This window comes from Streptomyces sulfonofaciens (assembly GCF_014656295.1).
GTDB lineage: Bacteria > Actinomycetota > Actinomycetes > Streptomycetales > Streptomycetaceae > Streptomyces > Streptomyces sulfonofaciens.
The window spans coordinates 37,449-53,016 of the sequence record NZ_BNCD01000029.1; the positions used below are offsets into that span (position 1 = coordinate 37,449).

At 75.2% G+C, this 15,568-nt stretch carries 14 protein-coding genes; 3 read left to right on the forward strand and 11 right to left on the reverse strand.

Annotation, left to right across the window (positions count from 1 at the left end):
- Nucleotides 1-33 precede the first annotated feature (33 nt).
- Entirely contained in the window at nucleotides 34-2,940 is a 2,907-nt protein-coding gene (locus IE313_RS31215) for a SpoIIE family protein phosphatase (protein WP_189938182.1), read from the forward strand.
- A 96-nt stretch (nucleotides 2,941-3,036) separates the two neighbouring features.
- Here the strand turns inward: IE313_RS31215 and IE313_RS31220 are convergent, their stop codons facing one another.
- Complete coding sequence (locus IE313_RS31220; RefSeq protein WP_189938184.1) at nucleotides 3,037-3,774, reverse strand: SOS response-associated peptidase; 738 nt, start codon at nucleotides 3,772-3,774, stop codon at nucleotides 3,037-3,039.
- 162 nt (nucleotides 3,775-3,936) lie between these two features.
- On the opposite strand from IE313_RS31220, the gene IE313_RS31225 reads away from it, so the two are divergent.
- Entirely contained in the window at nucleotides 3,937-4,800 is an 864-nt protein-coding gene (locus tag IE313_RS31225; protein ID WP_189938186.1) for an MBL fold metallo-hydrolase, read from the forward strand.
- A 208-nt stretch (nucleotides 4,801-5,008) separates the two neighbouring features.
- The gene (locus tag IE313_RS31230) at nucleotides 5,009-5,248 is read left to right on the forward strand and encodes a hypothetical protein (RefSeq protein ID WP_189938189.1); all 240 of its coding nucleotides are present in this window, start codon (nucleotides 5,009-5,011) and stop codon (nucleotides 5,246-5,248) included.
- A 63-nt stretch (nucleotides 5,249-5,311) separates the two neighbouring features.
- Here IE313_RS31230 and IE313_RS31235 read toward each other — a convergent pair whose 3' ends face one another.
- The 10 genes from IE313_RS31235 to IE313_RS31280 all read right to left on the reverse strand — a co-directional run bounded on the left by IE313_RS31235 (nucleotide 5,312) and on the right by IE313_RS31280 (nucleotide 15,568).
- Nucleotides 5,312-5,791, reverse strand: coding sequence for a hypothetical protein (locus tag IE313_RS31235; RefSeq protein ID WP_189938190.1), 480 nt, complete (start codon nucleotides 5,789-5,791; stop codon nucleotides 5,312-5,314).
- 60 nt (nucleotides 5,792-5,851) lie between these two features.
- Nucleotides 5,852-7,489: an eCIS core domain-containing protein gene (locus IE313_RS31240; protein WP_373317105.1), complete on the reverse strand. Its 1,638-nt coding sequence runs from the start codon at nucleotides 7,487-7,489 to the stop codon at nucleotides 5,852-5,854.
- 123 nt (nucleotides 7,490-7,612) lie between these two features.
- Entirely contained in the window at nucleotides 7,613-8,695 is a 1,083-nt protein-coding gene (locus IE313_RS31245; RefSeq protein ID WP_189938192.1) for an NAD-dependent epimerase/dehydratase family protein, read from the reverse strand.
- 204 nt (nucleotides 8,696-8,899) lie between these two features.
- The gene (locus IE313_RS31250) at nucleotides 8,900-9,094 is read right to left on the reverse strand and encodes a DUF2795 domain-containing protein (protein ID WP_189938194.1); all 195 of its coding nucleotides are present in this window, start codon (nucleotides 9,092-9,094) and stop codon (nucleotides 8,900-8,902) included.
- Nucleotides 9,095-9,361: 267 nt separating this feature from the next.
- Nucleotides 9,362-9,781, reverse strand: coding sequence for a CBS domain-containing protein (locus IE313_RS31255; protein ID WP_189938195.1), 420 nt, complete (start codon nucleotides 9,779-9,781; stop codon nucleotides 9,362-9,364).
- 89 nt (nucleotides 9,782-9,870) lie between these two features.
- A complete protein-coding gene (locus IE313_RS31260) occupies nucleotides 9,871-11,250 on the reverse strand; it encodes an MFS transporter (RefSeq protein WP_373317106.1) in 1,380 nt (459 codons plus the stop codon).
- 530 nt (nucleotides 11,251-11,780) lie between these two features.
- On the reverse strand, nucleotides 11,781-12,704 hold the full coding sequence (locus IE313_RS31265; protein ID WP_189938197.1) for a polysaccharide pyruvyl transferase family protein: 924 nt from the start codon (nucleotides 12,702-12,704) through the stop codon (nucleotides 11,781-11,783).
- 56 nt (nucleotides 12,705-12,760) lie between these two features.
- Entirely contained in the window at nucleotides 12,761-13,666 is a 906-nt protein-coding gene (locus IE313_RS31270; RefSeq protein ID WP_189938198.1) for a glycosyltransferase family 2 protein, read from the reverse strand.
- Nucleotides 13,663-14,553 carry a glycosyltransferase family 2 protein gene (locus IE313_RS31275; RefSeq protein WP_189938199.1) on the reverse strand — a complete coding sequence of 297 codons (891 nt, stop codon included), beginning with the start codon at nucleotides 14,551-14,553 and terminating at the stop codon, nucleotides 13,663-13,665. Before IE313_RS31275 ends, IE313_RS31270 begins: the two co-directional genes overlap by 4 nt.
- Nucleotides 14,543-15,568 carry a glycosyltransferase family 9 protein gene (locus IE313_RS31280; RefSeq protein ID WP_189938200.1) on the reverse strand — a complete coding sequence of 342 codons (1,026 nt, stop codon included), beginning with the start codon at nucleotides 15,566-15,568 and terminating at the stop codon, nucleotides 14,543-14,545. Before IE313_RS31280 ends, IE313_RS31275 begins: the two co-directional genes overlap by 11 nt.

Genomic DNA, 15,568 nt, shown 5'->3' on the forward strand with positions numbered 1-15,568 from the left:
CCGCGGCAGCAGCCGGACACCGAGCCCAGGGCGGTGACCAGCGTGAGTGTCGGGCAGGACGGTGGCCCGCACGAGCAGTTCGAGACGGCGGGGGCGGATCGGCTGCGCGTACTCGCCGCCATGGAGGACGAGCAGGACACCACGGACGTCCTGCTGGCGGCGCTGCACCACGCCGCGGTCGAGTTCGGCGCGCTGGGCGGCATGGCCCACCTGGACTGGACCGAGACCGTCCCCAGCTTGCGTCTGGTGCGCAGCAGCGGGCTGCCCGGTTCCTTCACCCGGCCGTGGCGGGTGATCTCCCCGACCGGCTCGGCCGCGCCCGCCAGGGTCTACCAGGACGGCGGATACCTGTGGCTCCCGCAGGTCGCACCGCCCGAGTACGCCTTCGCCCATATCCCGGGCGTCTCCCGGCTCACGGGTGTGCCCGAGGGGACCGGCATCGCCGCGGTGGCTCTGCCCGGGCCCGGCGGCCCGATCGGCGCACTGTCCCTGTTGACGTCGCCCTCGTCGGCGGAACCCGACGGCCGGCAGCGGGCCTTCCTCGGGGACGTGGCCCGCTGGGCGGCGGGGCAACTGCGGACGACGCCCCCGGATCCGGACAACGTGCCCACCGCCCTGCTGGAGCCGGACCCGGGCCGGGCGCAGGGGGCGGGCACCGCGCCGATGGGCACATGGGACTGGAACGTGCGCACCGGTGACCTCGCCATCGACGACATGCTGCTGAAAGAGGTGGGAGTCGCCCCGGAGAACTTCGACGGACGGATCGAGACCTGGGCGAGCTGGGTCCATCCGGACGACCTGCCCTGGCTGGCGCACCTGGCACAGCAGGCGTTCCACTCGCCCGATCCGGTGGAGTTCGACCTGCGGCTGCGCCGCGGCGACGGCGGATACGGCTGGGTGCGCAACCGCCGCCAGATGATCCTGGGGGACGACGGGGAGCCGTCCCATGTGGTCGGCACCGTGTGGGACATCACCCGGATGCACAACGCCACCGAGTCCGTCAGCCGGGCGCTGCGGGACATGAGCGACGGTTTCCTGTTCGTGGACGAGCAGTGGCGGGTCGCGTTCGCCAACATCACGGCCGAGCGGCTGCTCGGGTTCCCCTCCGACCTGGTCGGCAGCGTGCTGTGGGACCTCGCGTCGAACCTGCGCGTGGTGGAGGAACTGCGGGCCCGGTGCCACCAGGCCGTGGCGGAGGGCCGCCCGAACTCCTTCGACGCACCGTGCACCGTCCCCGGCGGCGGCGAGTGGTACAACTTCCGTCTGATCCCCGTGCCCGACGGGGGCCTGGCCCTGTACACCACCGACATCACCGACCGGCGCCAGCGCGAGGCGGCGAGGCAGTCCGCGGACGCCCGGTCCGCCCTGATCGGCGGTCTGACGCGCCGGCTGGCGGAAGCCGTCACGGTCGACGACGTGGTCGCGGCGGTGGCGGACAGCGTGCTGCCCGCGTTCGGCGCCACCGGACTGATCGTCTCCGCCCTGGAGGGGGACCGGTTCAGGATGGTGGGCTGTGTCGGCTATCCGGAGGCGTTCCGCGCACGTGTCCGCGAGCTGTCGATCGCCCCCTCCCCGTCCCTGATGCAGTCGCTGTGCTCGCGCACGCCGCGCTATCAGCAGACGACCGAGGAGTACGCCTTCCTCCACCCCGAGCTGGGCGAGCTGGCGTCCCTCGCCGGCAAGCAGGCACGGGTGACCCTGCCGCTGGTCGCCTCGGACCGCGACATCGGCATGGTCGTCATCTCCTTCGACGAGGCGCGGCGCTTCGACGACGACGACCGGACGCTGCTGACGGCGCTGAGCGGGCTGATCGCGCAGGGGCTGGACCGGGCCGGCCTGTACGACGACGCCACCACCCGGGCCCGATCGCTCCAGCGCGCCCTGCTGCCCCACGGGCTGCCCTCGCTTCCCGCGGTCACCAGCGCCGCCCGTTACGTGCCCGCCGGGGCCGCCACGGAGGTGGGCGGCGACTGGTACGACATCATCCCGCTCTCCGCCGACCGGGTGGCGCTGGTGGTCGGCGACGTGATGAGCCACGGTATGCCCGAGGCCGCCACCATGGGCCGGTTGCGCACCGCGGCCCGCACGCTGTCCGACCTCGAACTGCCTCCCGACGAACTGCTCGCCCGCCTCGGCGACCTCGTCGCGGAGGAGGGCGAGGACAGCTTCACCACCTGCCTGTACGGCGTCTACGACCCGGTCGCCGGCCTCTTCAGCTACGCCAGCGCCGGCCACCCCTCCCCCGCCGTCGTGCTCGCCGACGGCACCGTCACGTTCCCCACCGACGTCCCCGACCCCCCGCTCGGCGTGGCCGCACCGCCCTTCAGCACCGTCGAGCGCCACCTCCCGCGGGGCAGCCTGCTCGCGCTGTACACCGACGGCCTCGTCGAGTCCGGCGAGCGCGACATCGGCGACGGCATGACCACCCTGGCCGGCATCCTGGGCCCCGGCAGGACCGAGGACCTGGAAACCCTGTGCGACAAGGTGATGGACGTCCTGCTCCCCGGCGGCGCCCCCGCCGACGACGCGGCCCTGCTCCTCACCCGCCCCCGGCGGCTGGCGTCCGAGGACGTCGCCGTCTGGCGGCTGCCGGAGGACCCGATAGCCGCCGGCCTGGCCCGCGAGCACGTCCGCAGGCAGCTCGGCGCCTGGCACCTGGAGGAGCTGGGGACCACCACCGAGCTCATCGCCAGCGAACTGGTGGGCAACGTCATCCGCCATGCCACGGGACCCATCCAGCTCCGGCTGCTGCACAGCCGCACCCTCATCTGCGAGGTGTCGGACAGCAGCCTGACCACCCCGCACATCCGGCACCCCTCGCTGGTCGACGAGGGCGGCCGGGGCCTGCAACTGGTGGCCGCGGTGGCCCAGCGCTGGGGCACCCGGCCCACCGCCACCGGCAAGTGCATCTGGACCGAGCAGGCGATCGCCGGGAACTGAGCCGGGCCCGCGCACCGCGGCGGTGCGCCGCCCGGGGTGTCGCCGACGAGCCAGGGCAGGCCCGGTTCGGCAGACCGCCCGGTGCGTTCGCCCCGTTCAGGAGCCGGCCTCGTCCAGGAGGTACGGGCCGTTGTTGCGGGGGTCGTTCACGTCCGTCGTGACGGGGCGGGCCGCCAGGTCGCCGTCCGCGGGCCGGGTGAGCAGGGCGCGCAGGGCGTCCGGGTCCTCCCGGAGCGGATCGAGCCAGGCGTCGTAGCGGTCCGGGGCCAGGGCGAGCGGCATGCGGGGATGGAGCCGGCCGGCCTCGTCGGTGGCCTCGGTGGTGATGATCGTGCAGGTCATCAGCCAGGCGGCCGGGTCGTCGTCGTTCTCCACCGCCGGATCGCGCCAGTACTCGTACAGGCCGGCGAACGCCATGACCTGCCCGTCGACGGGGTGGACGAGGTACGGCCGCCTGCGTTCACCGCCGCTGCCCCGCCCCTCCGTCCGCGGCGCCCATTCGTAGAAGCCGTCGGCGGGGAGCAGGCAGCGGCGCCTGGCGAAGGCGCGGCGGTAGGCGGGCTTCTCGGACACCGTCTCCACCCGTGCGTTGATCATCCGAGCGCCGATCTTCCGGTCCTTCGCCCAGGAGGGCACCAGGCCCCATCGCAGCGGTCGCAGTTGCCTGCGCGGAAAGTCCCCGCCGCCACGTGGGGCGCGCTCCAGTACGGCGTACACGTCGTCGGTGGGGGCGACGTTCCAGCTCGGTGCCAGTGCCTCGGCGGGCCGGTCGGTGACGCCGAAGAGCCGGGCCAGGTCCTGCGGACTGCGGGTGGAGACATAGCGGCCGCACATACGGCCACTGTGCCACGGCGGCCCCCGGAGCGGCGGGCCCGGCGGGCGGGCAGCGGCTGTGGCGGCAGCCGCTGCCCGCCGGCCGGGGCGGCCAGGTGTGACGGGGCCGCGCCGGGTCACTCGAAGACGGGCCGGGAGGAGGGCGAACGAAGGGAGCCGGCCATGCCGAGCACACCGCCCGAGGGGGCCGCGCCGCGCACACCGCCCGAGGGGGCCGCGGAGATCCTGTTCATCGGTAACGCCACGCTGCTGATCCGTTACGGGGAGCTGACACTGCTGACCGACCCGAACTTCCTCCACCGCGGGCAGCTCGCCCACCTCGGCTACGGGCTCCTCTCGCGCCGGCTGACCGAACCCGCCCTCGACGCGGCCGACCTGCCGCACGCGGACCTGGACGCGGTCGTACTGTCCCACCTGCACGGCGACCACTTCGACCGGGTGGCCCGGCGCGCCCTGGACCGGGGCCTGCCGTTCGTGACGACGCCCCACGCGTCCCGCTTCCTGCGGGGCCTGTACGGCTTCCGCCGCGCCGTGGGCCTGCACACCTGGCAGAGCCACACCCTGCTCCGCGGCGACTCGCTCGTGCGCGTCACCTCGCTGCCCGGCCGCCACGCACCCGGGCCGGCGCGTGCGCTGCTGCCGCCGGTGATGGGCAGCCTGCTGGAGTTCGGCGACCGTTCGGGCGGGATCCGGCTGGTCGTCTATCTGACGGGCGACACCCTCATGTACGACGGGCTGCGCGAGATCGCGCGGCGCCATCCCGACATCCACCTGGCGGTCCTGCACCTGGGCGGGACCACCCTGCCCGGCGGCATGGTGGTCACCATGGACGCCGGACAGGGCGCCGACCTGCTCGAACTGATCCGGCCCCGCCGGGCGCTGCCGGTCCATCACGACGACTACACCGTCTTCCGCTCCCCGCTTCGCGACTTCCTCACCGAGCTCGGCCGGCGCGGGCTCGACGACCGTGTGCTGCGGTGTGCCCCGGGCGAACGGGTGGCGGTCACCGCCGACCGCGTACTCTGAGCCTTTCCCCCGCCGGTGGTACCCACCGCGCGCGGACCGTTCACTCCGGAGCCCGGGGCCGGCGCACTCCGGACGAGGCCGGAACGCGGCTCCTGACGACACGTGCCGCACACGCTCCAGACCGAGGAGAAGGGGGCTTCTCAGGTAAGAACCCCACGATCACCCGACACTGACCTCTACAACACATACGACCGAATTGGGGACACCGATGGATACTTTCGACCCTGCCGCGGAGGACTGCGAGATGCCTTCCCCCGCGCTCGCCCTGATCGCCTTACTCACCGCGGCGGAGACCACCGCTGCGGAAGACCCGAGTGCCGAGGGTGAGGCCGCCTTCACACTCACGGACACCCCCGAAGGCCGGCAGGCCCTCGCGCGCGACCGACCGGAGAACGACCCGCCGCAACAGGCGGGCCCAGTGGCCGACCAGGAGGACGACGGCACCTGACCGCCGGCGGCCGACGGTGCGCACGCCCGCGCGGTGGCCGCCGAGTCGTCCGCGCTCGCGAACTCAGCCCACAGCGGCCGAGTCCCACCGGTCGCCCACCTTCAGGGGTGCCACCGGTTCGGCATCGCGCAGGCGAACCGTCAGCTTGGCGCTGGGCACGCGGAGCGGGTCGTACCACAGCGCCGTCCACTCGCGGTCGAAGGCGGCCCGCCAGGCCGCCGTGTCGGCGGGGTCCAGGCCCCGGTCGCGCAGGACGGCCTCGACGGAGTCCCTGGCCGCGCGCTCGGCGAAGGGGAAGTTTCGGCGCTCGGTCACCGACAGGTCGCAGACGACCTCCCCCGCCCTGCCGGGAGCGCTGAGCGAGTCGGTGCGGCGAGCGGCCGAGGGCGCGCCCGCCGCACGGTCGAGGCCGTCGGCGAGGAGGCGCAGTGCGAAGACCGCGCTCTCCGGTACGTCACCGGCATCCGGGTGCACCGCCACCACGCGGAGCGCGATCCTCGCGCCGTCGGCCTCCTCGACCCGTGCGTTCCACAGACTCGACATCCGCTGCTCCTCGCCTTTCGTGCCCGGGCAAACGGTACGGATCCGCTGCGGCGCCCTCTTTCACAGGATCAGCAGTCCGGCCTCGATGGTGAGGCAGAGCGAGTCCAGCGCTTCGAATCCGCCCGTCCTGCCGGTGATACGGTCGGCGAATGCCGTGGCCCCCTCCTGCGCGGCGGCCCTCGCGTTCACCCGGGGCGGTGAGAAGGGGAACGACCAGAACGCCTGGTCGAGTCTTTCCGCCGTCACGCCCGCGGTTCCCACCTGGGCCATGAACGCCTGGTGGCGGCTGCCGCCGGTGGCGATGCTGTGCAGGAACCCGACGTCGTCCTGGTCCCAGATCTTCTGGCTCCGGGAGAGCCCGGTGTACGAGACCAACGTCTCAAGGGTCACGTTGCGGAGCTGGGTGGGGACCCGGGTGTCCACCGGCTGCGCATCCCTGAAGTCGAATCTCGCGCCGTCGTGCGCTCCGGCCGTCCAGCCACTGGCGGGGTCGTACAGCTTGTGGACGATGTCGAGGCTGGACGGGAACGCGTGGGCGGAACTCAGTTGCAGGGCACTGGCGTTGACGGGGGCGGGCCAGTTGTAGTTCACGCCGGCGGAGAAGTAGACGTACGTCCCGGGAGAGGCGGCGGCCTTGAGCACGTCGGACTTGAGGTCCTTCTCGATGCTCCGCTCGTAGGTCTGGTTGTCGGATCCGGAAGCCGGCACCAGGTTGCCCTTGACGCCCTCACCGCCCGCCTTCTCGTTGACCAGGTGGAAGCGGACCCACCGGCTGGTCAGGTTCAGGGAGCGGATGTAGTCGTAGCCGGGCGGGTCCTCGCCGACCTGGGTGCCGACCAGGGAACCGTCGGTGAGGATCTCGGACCGCACGGCCCGCCCCTGGCCGTCCCTCGGCCTGGCGCGGTCGGGGGCGGCCGGGGCCGCCGTGTGGTTCAGGACGCGCTGGACGGATCCCCCGGCGGCGGCCCGTGCCGGTACGGCCTGTCTCCCGGCGGTTCCGGCCGTGCCTGCCGTGCCTGCCGTACCTGCGGTCCTGGCTGCGCCGGCTGTCCCGGTTGCCCCCGATACCCCTGCCGTGCCTGCCGGTCCGCGTGCGCCCGCGTGCAGCGGAGCCCGCATGACACGCGTTGCGTTGGCTTCGGCCTCGCGCTCGAACCGGTCCGAGGGGTCGGAGACCCTGACCCCCGAGCCGTTGTCGGTGCCGGCCACCGGGCCCGACCGCTGCTGGATGACGTGGGTGAGTTCGTGGGCCAGGGTGTGCCTGTCGGCTCCGCCGTCGCCGATGACGACATGGCTGCCGAAGGTGTAGGCGCGGGCACCCACCTCTGCCGCCGAGGCCCTCGCGGCGGCGTCGTCGTGGACGCGGACATCGGAGAAGTCCGCACCGAGACGGGCCTCCATCTCGCCGCGAGTGGCGTCGTCGAGGCGCCGACCGCCGCTGCGCAGGACCTCGTGGACGGTGGAGCGCTGTACGGGGGCCTCGGCGGTGGCCCGGTGGCCGCGGCCGCCGGGCCGGTACTGCTCCCGCGCCCCGGGGTGTCCGGCCCTGCGGAGCATCCGGACGACGACGGCGTTGCCCACCGAACTCTGAAGGGCAAGCAGCCCGGGGAGCGGCGTCCCGCTCCCGCCCGCGGATCTGCGGGCAGGCGCGCGACCGCTGCCGGGCTCCTGCTGCCTGGCTCTGTCCTGCTCGCGCAAGGGGGCCTCCTCCACACCGGGATGCAACTCCTCCTGCACCTGGATACGCGAAGGGCCCCCGCGGGGGACAGGTACGCGAGGGCAGTGTGCACTGCTCGAAAGGGCAGTGCGGGGCGCGGCGGCTCAGGGGCGCCGGCCCACGCCGGTCATCACCTCCTGCGCCCGTCCCCCGGGCAGGCGCGGGGCGAGGGGCGGGGTCGGCAGGCCGGTCCTCGCACGCAGCCCTGCCAGGAACTCGCCGAGGGCCTCGCGCGAGGAGTACCGCGGGCTCCAGCCCAGTTCCTCCCTCGCCCGGCGGGTGTCCATCAGGGGAAGACGCAGAACGGCCTCGAAGAGGTGGGGCGAGGCGGGCACGAGGTGCAGGCGCCAGAAGGCCGACAGGGCGAGCCGCACGGGCCCCGCGGCCAGCGGCACCCGGCGGGCCCGCAGGAGCTCGGACAGCAGGCGGGGGTCCACGACGGGCTCGGCCGCGAGGTTGAACGCCCCGCGCACCGGCCGTACCACGGCGAGCCGGTACGCCTCGGCGGCGTCGCGCGCGTGCAGTACCTGGAAACGCAGGCCGGGGATGTCGGGCACGGCCGGCACCGTGCCCGGGCGTACCAGCGTGTGAGGGACCAGCGGCCCCGCGAACAGCCGCCGCTGCTGGGGGGCCGAGCCGTGCTGGAAGATGAAGCCGGGACGCATGCGCACCACACGCAGGTCCGGGTGGTCGCGCTCCAGGCTGTCCAGCACGCGTTCCAGGTAGGCCTTCTCCCGGCAGTAGGCGGCGTCCGGCCAGCCGTGGGTGGGCCATCCCTCGTCCACCGCCCTGTCCTTCGGGCCCGGCGAGTAGGCACCGACCGAGGAGGCGTGCACCAGGGTCCCGACGCCCGCCCGTACGACCGCGTCGAACACGCGCGTGCTGCCGAGTACGTTGGTGCGCCATGTGATCACCGGCTCGTGCGTGGGCTGGAAGAGCCAGGCCAGATGGATCACCGCGTCCGCACCGCGGAAGTGGTCGACCAGTGCCTCTTCCGGCACCCGGGCGATGTCGACGCCCGCCCACCGGGTCTTCGGGGGCGACCACCGGGGCACCCGACGGGCGAGGCCGAGGACCGAGTCCACCGCCGGGTCCTCGCCCAGCGCCTCGACGACTGCGGTGCCCACGTTGCCCGTGGCGCCGACGACGACCACCCGCAGACCGCTGTTCCCACTACCGCTTGCCATGGACGACCTCCGCCTCGATCGATGTGTGGTGCCGGTCCCCGGGGCCCGGGGTACGCGCTGCCGCCGCGTCCGCGCGGGCCCACGACCGCGGGGCCCGCACGGTGCCGAGCGGCCCGCACGGCGCGCGCCCGCGGACCGGCCTGCCCGGCGCCCGTCCGCGGACGGGTGCCGGGCAGGGCGTTGCCGGGCGCAGGGCCCGCCTCGTCACTGGTCGCGGAAGATGGCCTTGCTCACCTCTGCCGGACCGTCGAACTGCTCCTGCTTGTGCTGTTCGAGCTCCTGCGTGAGTTCCCTGGCCGCACCGTTCTCCCGGGCGCAGTCGGCAAGCTGCTCACCGTTCGCGGGGTAGCCGGCACCGGACAGTGCCTGCTGAAGGTCGACGGGGCTGAATGACGCCATGGTGTCCTCCCTCGGGTCGGCCGGCTTCTTCGCGTCGGCCGGGTATCCACCCCGGACGGGGCCATGCGATGTGGCCAGCGGATTCTCCGTCCGGGGGCGACGAGGAGGCGATCCGGCGCGTGCCTGCGCCGCACACCCCGAGGTGGCACGGCCTGGCGGTGGCCGACCGCCCCGCGGTGGCCGACCGCCCGGCAGGGGCGCGGTGGCCGGAGGGCCCGTGGAGCCGGCGGGGGCGGGCCGGCTGCCACCGGCCCGCCCCCGCGGTCGTCAGGTGTTCGGTTCCGCGGCGCTGATCTCCCCCAGCGCGGAACCGGGGTCCCGCTCCACGGCGAGGTCGCCGAGCGCCACGATCCCCACCGGGCGCCCCTCGTCCAGCACCGGGAGCCGGCGCACCGCGTGCCGGCGCATGAGCCCCACGGCTCGGCCCTGCGGGTCGTCCGGCGACACCGTGGTCAGGCGCTCGCTGCACACGGCCCGCACGGGGGTGTGGCCCGGGTCCTCACCGTCGGCCACGGAACGCACGACGATGTCACGGTCGGTCACCATGCCCCGCAGCGTCTCGCCCTCCATGACCAGGACGGCGCCGATGCCCTTGTCCCGCATCCTCGACGCCACCTCGCGCACGCTGGTCTGCATCCCGACGGCCTCCGCCGGGCTTGTCATGGCATCTCGTACGTACCGGGTCATCCTGCTCTCCGTTCCCGCGGATCCGCAGCACTGCGGGCTTGCCTCGCCCTCCCGGAGTGCCCTTCGGTCCCCGGCCCATGCCTTCGCCGCTACGGGCCGGCGACCTCGGCGCCGGTCAACGCGGCGGTGCCGCGGGGCACCGCGGAGGCCGGGGGCGGCAGCGCCGGGTGGTGGTCCGCGCGGGGCGCCGGGTCGGCGTCCTGCCGTCCCCGGCCGACGGCCGTGCAGGGGCCGGGGACCGGCGGGGGCACCGGCGCCTCGGACGCCCCGGGCGACGTCCGACGGCGGTGCAGCAGTGCCCCGGCACCGATCGTGCCGACGATGAGGAAGCCCCCGGCGACCAGCGCCCCGCGGACGCCCGCCCACTCCATGAGCAGCCCGAGCAGCGGCGGCCCCGCCAGGCCCCAGGCGGTGCTCGCACTGCGCCAGACCCCGAGGACACGGCCGCGCATGTGCGCCGGCGGATCGGTCTGGAGCACGGTCGTACCGGCCGTGTCGGAGACCGACTCGACCACGGCCATGGGGGCGACCAGCAGGGTCAGCAGGACGAGGTTGGGCGAGAGCCCGGCCGCGACCTGGAGCAGTGCCCCGGCCGCGGCGAGCACGGCGACCAGGCGTACCGACGGCCGCTGCATGCGCCCCGCGAGGACGGCGCCGGCGATGCCGCCCACGGCCAGTACGGTCGACACCGTGCCGAACCCCTGGGCTCCCCCGGCCAGGGGGCCGGTCACCAGGACCGCGAGGGTCAGGCCGTAGTTGCGTCCGAAGACGGAACTCACCGCCGTGACGAGCGCGAGTGCGACCAGCCGGGGCCTGCGGAGGAAGAAGGCCAGCCCGTCGCGCGAGCGGGCGCTGGGTGCACGGCGCCGACCCCGGGGAGCCCGCTGCGCCGCGGAGGGGTCGGGGCGCGGACGTGGGGCGGTGACCTGGGGCCGCAGGAAGGGGATGACGGCCGCGACGAAGAGGAAGGACAGTCCGTTGGCCAGATAGGCGGCGGCGGTGCCGAAGACCCCCACGGCCACTCCGGCCAGCGCGACGCCGATCAGCCGCCCCGCGCTGTGCACGACGGATCCCAGGGCGATGGCGGACGGCACGTCCTTGGCCGGCACCAGATCGTTGCCCAGCAGCGCACAGGCGGGGCCGTCGACGGTGGCGATGAGACCGGTGACCGCGGCGAGGACCATGAGCGAGGGCAGTGTGAGCAGGTGGAGTGCCACCAGCACGGCCGTGGCGAAGGCGACGAGGCCGAGGCCGGCCTGGCTGACGGCCGCGGTGAGCTTGCGCGGCCAGGCGTCGACCGCCGCCCCTCCCGTCAGACCCAGCAGCAGACCGGGCGCGGCCTGGACGGAGAGGGAGAGCCCGGTCGCGGCGGCGGAGCCGGTGATCTGGAGGACCAGGAGGTTCTGCACCGTGAGCTGCATCCACGTCCCCGCGTTGGAGACGAGGTTCGCCGTGGACCACCACCGCATGCCGGGGTGGCGCAGGCACCGCCAGGGAGCACGGTCGGCGTGCCGGCCCGGGGCGGAGCGGAACTTGGCAGGAGGGGGCAAGGGAGATGACCTCATGGCGTGGGCGCGCCGCCGGGGCGAGGGGCACGGGCAGGGGACTCCGGTCGTCTGCGGGGCGGCGGCACGGTGGCGTCGGCGGCGCACTCCACCCTGGCAGACCCGCTGCCCGTACGACGTCCCCGGTACCCGTCCCGCGCCGTGCACCGGCGCCAAGGCCCACCTGCCCCAGGGAGGTTGGGCCGCCTGTGGTCTTCCCCACAGCGGGGGCTCACCGGATGCCACCGGTGACCCGTCGTGCCCGAGGAGGCGCCCTGTGCGACACCGCCGACGCCCGTCGTCCCGACAACGCCGCGCGGGGCGGACCGCAGGCCCACGCAGCGGGCCCACCCACGCAAACACGGGCCCGGCCCGCACACGCTGACACGGGCGGGGACCGCCGCGGGACTCCGGCCGCGGGCCCGGCGAAGGCGGTGCGGCGCTGCCCCGTCGTCTCAGGACGGGTACGCCGCCGCCCGCCCGCCTTCCCGGTGCATCAGGCGGGCGCGGCGCCCGGCGGCCGCCCGCCCGGCCGGGGACAGGCACCAGGACCACCATGTCTCCAGCGCTGCCGGGGTCGCCTCCTCGGCGCCCAGCACGGCGGGCCAGCGCAGGGCGCGAGCCTGGGCCGAGACCTTGGCGCCGCCCTGGACGGGGTCCACGGCCAGCGCGGGCGTGCCGGCCCGCAGGGCCAGCACCATGCCGTGCAGCCGGGTGGTGAGGACGACGTCCATCCGTCTGGCCAGGGCCATGTACTGCTCCGGTGTCGCGCAGTGCCGCCAGTCCAGGGCCAGCCGGGTGTCGAGTTCGACGCGCGAGCAGTCCGTGCGGCCGATCCACTCGGTCAGGGTCCGGTCGAGTTCGGCGTGCCGCCGCCGCGCCCCGTACTCGCCCTGCCCCTCGGTCAGGACCACGGCGACCACCGGAGGCTCGCAGCCGAGCGGTGCGGTGGCGGACAGATCGCGAAGCGGCGGCGACGCCGTTCCGTCCCGGGCCACCACCCGGTGGAAGCCCGTGACGGCGGGGTCGCCCGGATCGACCACGGTGACGCCCCACGCGTACCGGCGGCATGACGCGAAACGGTCGTGCAGCCGGACGAGCTGATCGCCGTGGACGGGCCCGCACACGAAGAGCAGCCGGTCGTAGGCCGAGGGGTCCGCCTCCTCCAGTGACCTGCCCCCCGGCCTGAAGCCCGGGCTCCACGCCGTGTCGTGCCCGATGCCCGACCGCTCCAGCGTCGCCGAGACCTGTCGCTGCGCCAGCACGTCCCCGGCCGTCGCCTCGCCGTCCAGGAAGCTGAACCAGCCCGTCAGCAGCAGCCGCGACCCCTCGCAGGACGGCCGTAGCTCGTCGAGCAGTCGGAGGGCGGGGTCCCGCATGGTCGCTCCTTCCCGTCCCCGTGCACACCCTGCGAAGACGCCGGCCCACGCGGGCGTCAGCCGACGTACCGCCGTGCCGGAGAACCTCGTCGGGCCCGCTCCAGCGCCGCCAGCCGGGCCTCCAGTTCCGGCGGAACCGGGGCCCGCTGCCGCAGGACCCAGGGCAGGCCCGCGGCAGCGCCCAGCACCGCGCGCGCCGAGGCCCCGTCGCGCGGCACCGTGCACAGCAGGTGCGCGGTGCGGCGCAGCGCGGGCACCAGGGGCCGGCGCAGCCAGGTGAACCACAGGGTGTTGCGCAGGCCGAGCACGCGCCGTGCCGTGCTGTCACGGCTGCGCGACGCGGCGTGGTGGATCGTGAGGCCGGGCGCGTAGCTCAGCCACCAGCCGTCCCGCAGCAGGTCGGTGGCCAGCAGTTCCTCCTCGCCGCCCAGCCACAGCCCCGGGTGGAACCCGCCGGCCCGCCGGAAGGCGTCGGTGCGCATCACGGTCGCGGCGGCGAGGAAGGAGCCGAGCGCGGGCCCCGGCAGCCACGCGGGCCCCGCGAGCGGGGAGTCGCGCAGCTCCGCCACGACGGGGTCCTCCGCGCCGGAGGGCTCGACGACGATGCGGGCCGTGACGGCGGCGAGGCCCGGCCGCGCGTCGAGCAGATCCGCGGCCCGCCGCAGCGAACCGGGCTCCCACCAGGTGTCGTCGTCGCAGAAGGCGACGTACGGTGTGCGGACCCGGCGCACCGCGAGATTGCGGCCGACCGCTCCCAGGTTGCGGCCCGGGCACAGCAGCTCCACCTCGGGGAACCGGGCCGCGACGGCCTGTGCCGTGCCGTCCCGTGACCCGTTGTCGGTGACGATGACCCGCGGGCGCTCCGGTAGCCGGCGCAGCAGCCGCAGGGTGCGCAGGAGCTCGGGTTTGCGCTCGTGGGTGATGACGACCACGGTGACGCGGTCGTCCCGGCGGCCGGTCATCGCGGGCTCCGCTGCGCGTGCTCCACCAGCCGCACCGCGTGTTCGGTGCCGGGCGGCAGGAGCCTGCGCCCGGCGAGTGCGCCGGGGAGTCTGGGCAGGGTGCCGGCCAGGGCGCGGGCGGCCGCCGGTTCGCCGCGTGCCGCCGACCTCGCCAGCTCCGCGGTACGGCACAGGGCGAGATCGAGGGGGCGCCGCAGCCAGGCGGTGAGCAGCGCGTTGCGCAGCAGCAGGGGCGAGCGGCCGCGGCGGGGCCCGGGGGCGGGCCGGTGGTGCGCGGTGACGGCCGGTACGTACGTCACGCCCCAGTCCGCCGCGCGGAGGTCGTAGGCGAGGAGGGTCTCCTCCGCGCCGAAGAAGAGCACGGGGTGGTAGCCGCCCACCCCGAGGAAAGCGCGGCGACGGGTCACCGCGGCGCACCCGAGGAAGCCGAGCACGGGCCGTCCGGGCAGGTCGGGCTCGGGCGGCAGCGGGGACGCGGCGAGCAGCGCGTTCAGCGGATCCTCGACGGCGTCGGGGCCGACGAGGACACGGGCCGCGAGCAGCCCGAGCCGGGGGTGGGCGTCCAGCAGGTCGGCGGCCGCGGAGAGCGCCCCAGGCGCCCACCACGAGTCGTCGTCGCTGAAGGCGACGTAGGGGGTGGTGGCCGCCCGTACCGCCAGGTTCCGGCCCAGGGCGCCCGTGTTGCGTCCCGGGCTCAGCAGCCGCGCCCGGGCGGGGTGGGCGCGCACCGCGGAGGCGGTGCCGTCGGTGGAGCCGTTGTCCACGACCACGACGCCCGGCCTGTCGGGGAGTTCCGCCAGCCGGTCCAGGGTGCGCAGCAGGCTGTCACGGCGGTCGCGGGTGATCACGGCGACCGTGACGCGCTCGTCCGCGGGGTTACCTGACATGCACTCGTCCCTGTGGTGTGCGAAGGGGGCAGGGGGCCGGTGTGACCAGCCGCAGGGCCGCGTCGACCACCTCGTGCACCGAGATGCGCAGCAGCAGCGGATCGGGGGCCGTGGCGTGCGGGTCGCCGGGCGGCCCGGGGTGCCAGAGCGCGACGTGCGGTCCCGGCGGCGGGCCCCACCGGCTCGGTGGCACCGGGCCGAACAGGGTGACGGACGCGGTGCCGTGGGCGTAGGCGAGGTGTGCGGGGCCGGTGTCGCCGCTGACGAGGAGCACGGCGTGGGCGAGCAGCGCGGAGAGGGTGGCGAAGGGCAGTCGGCCGGCGAACACGTCACGGGGCCCGACACCGGCGCGGGACGCGACGGCCGAGAGCAGGGCCCGCTCGCCGGGGCCGCCCGTGAGCACCACCCGGTGGCCCCGGGCCCGCAGCCGGCGGACCACCTGGGCGTAGCGGATGGCGGGCCAGCACCGTGCGGGCGCGTCGGCCCCGGGGTGGACCACCACGGCTCCCGGCGCCGGCGAGTGCGTCGCGGGCGGCGGCAGCCGCAGCTCGCCGGGGTCGGCGGCGATGCCGTACGCGCGCAGGAAGCGGCACCACCGGGCCCGTTCGTGCTCGTCGGCCCGCCAGCGGGGTGCCGCGGACTCAGGCAGTCCTGGCCGGGCGAACGACCACAGTCGGCGGGGTGCCAGGGCGGCGAGCGCGTCATGGCTCTGCGCACCGTTGCCGTGCAGGTCGATGGCGAGGTCCGGCGGCGGGCCGCGCCAGGCGGCCAGCGACGGTACGGCACGCCCGGGAGCCCGGGTCGGCAGGAACGTGTCGACGCACCGGGTCGCCGCGGCCGCGTCGCGCAGGGCCGCCGGGGCGGCCAGCACGAGTTCGTGGCCGGGGAAGGCGCGGCGGACCGCGCGCAGCGCGGGCACGCCGGCGAGCAGGTCGCCGAGGCCGAGGGCGCGCAGCACCAGCAGGGACGGCGTGTGCGGTGGCGTGGCGCCGGGTGTCGTCGTGCGGAGCCGCAT

Bases quoted from the DNA above. Each gene is read 5' to 3' on its own strand.
- IE313_RS31275 (WP_189938199.1), bottom strand. From the start codon at position 14,553: ATGTCAGGTAACCCCGCGGACGAGCGCGTCACGGTCGCCGTGATCACC.
- IE313_RS31245 (WP_189938192.1), bottom strand. From the start codon at position 8,695: ATGGCAAGCGGTAGTGGGAACAGCGGTCTGCGGGTGGTCGTCGTCGGC.
- IE313_RS31220 (WP_189938184.1), bottom strand. From the start codon at position 3,774: ATGTGCGGCCGCTATGTCTCCACCCGCAGTCCGCAGGACCTGGCCCGG.
- IE313_RS31225 (WP_189938186.1), top strand. From the start codon at position 3,937: ATGCCGAGCACACCGCCCGAGGGGGCCGCGCCGCGCACACCGCCCGAG.
- IE313_RS31270 (WP_189938198.1), bottom strand. From the start codon at position 13,666: ATGACCGGCCGCCGGGACGACCGCGTCACCGTGGTCGTCATCACCCAC.
- IE313_RS31235 (WP_189938190.1), bottom strand. From the start codon at position 5,791: ATGTCGAGTCTGTGGAACGCACGGGTCGAGGAGGCCGACGGCGCGAGG.
- IE313_RS31250 (WP_189938194.1), bottom strand. From the start codon at position 9,094: ATGGCGTCATTCAGCCCCGTCGACCTTCAGCAGGCACTGTCCGGTGCC.
- IE313_RS31230 (WP_189938189.1), top strand. From the start codon at position 5,009: ATGGATACTTTCGACCCTGCCGCGGAGGACTGCGAGATGCCTTCCCCC.
- IE313_RS31255 (WP_189938195.1), bottom strand. From the start codon at position 9,781: ATGACCCGGTACGTACGAGATGCCATGACAAGCCCGGCGGAGGCCGTC.
- IE313_RS31260 (WP_373317106.1), bottom strand. From the start codon at position 11,250: ATGCGGTGGTGGTCCACGGCGAACCTCGTCTCCAACGCGGGGACGTGG.
- IE313_RS31265 (WP_189938197.1), bottom strand. From the start codon at position 12,704: ATGCGGGACCCCGCCCTCCGACTGCTCGACGAGCTACGGCCGTCCTGC.
- IE313_RS31280 (WP_189938200.1), bottom strand. From the start codon at position 15,568: ATGCGGCTCCGCACGACGACACCCGGCGCCACGCCACCGCACACGCCG.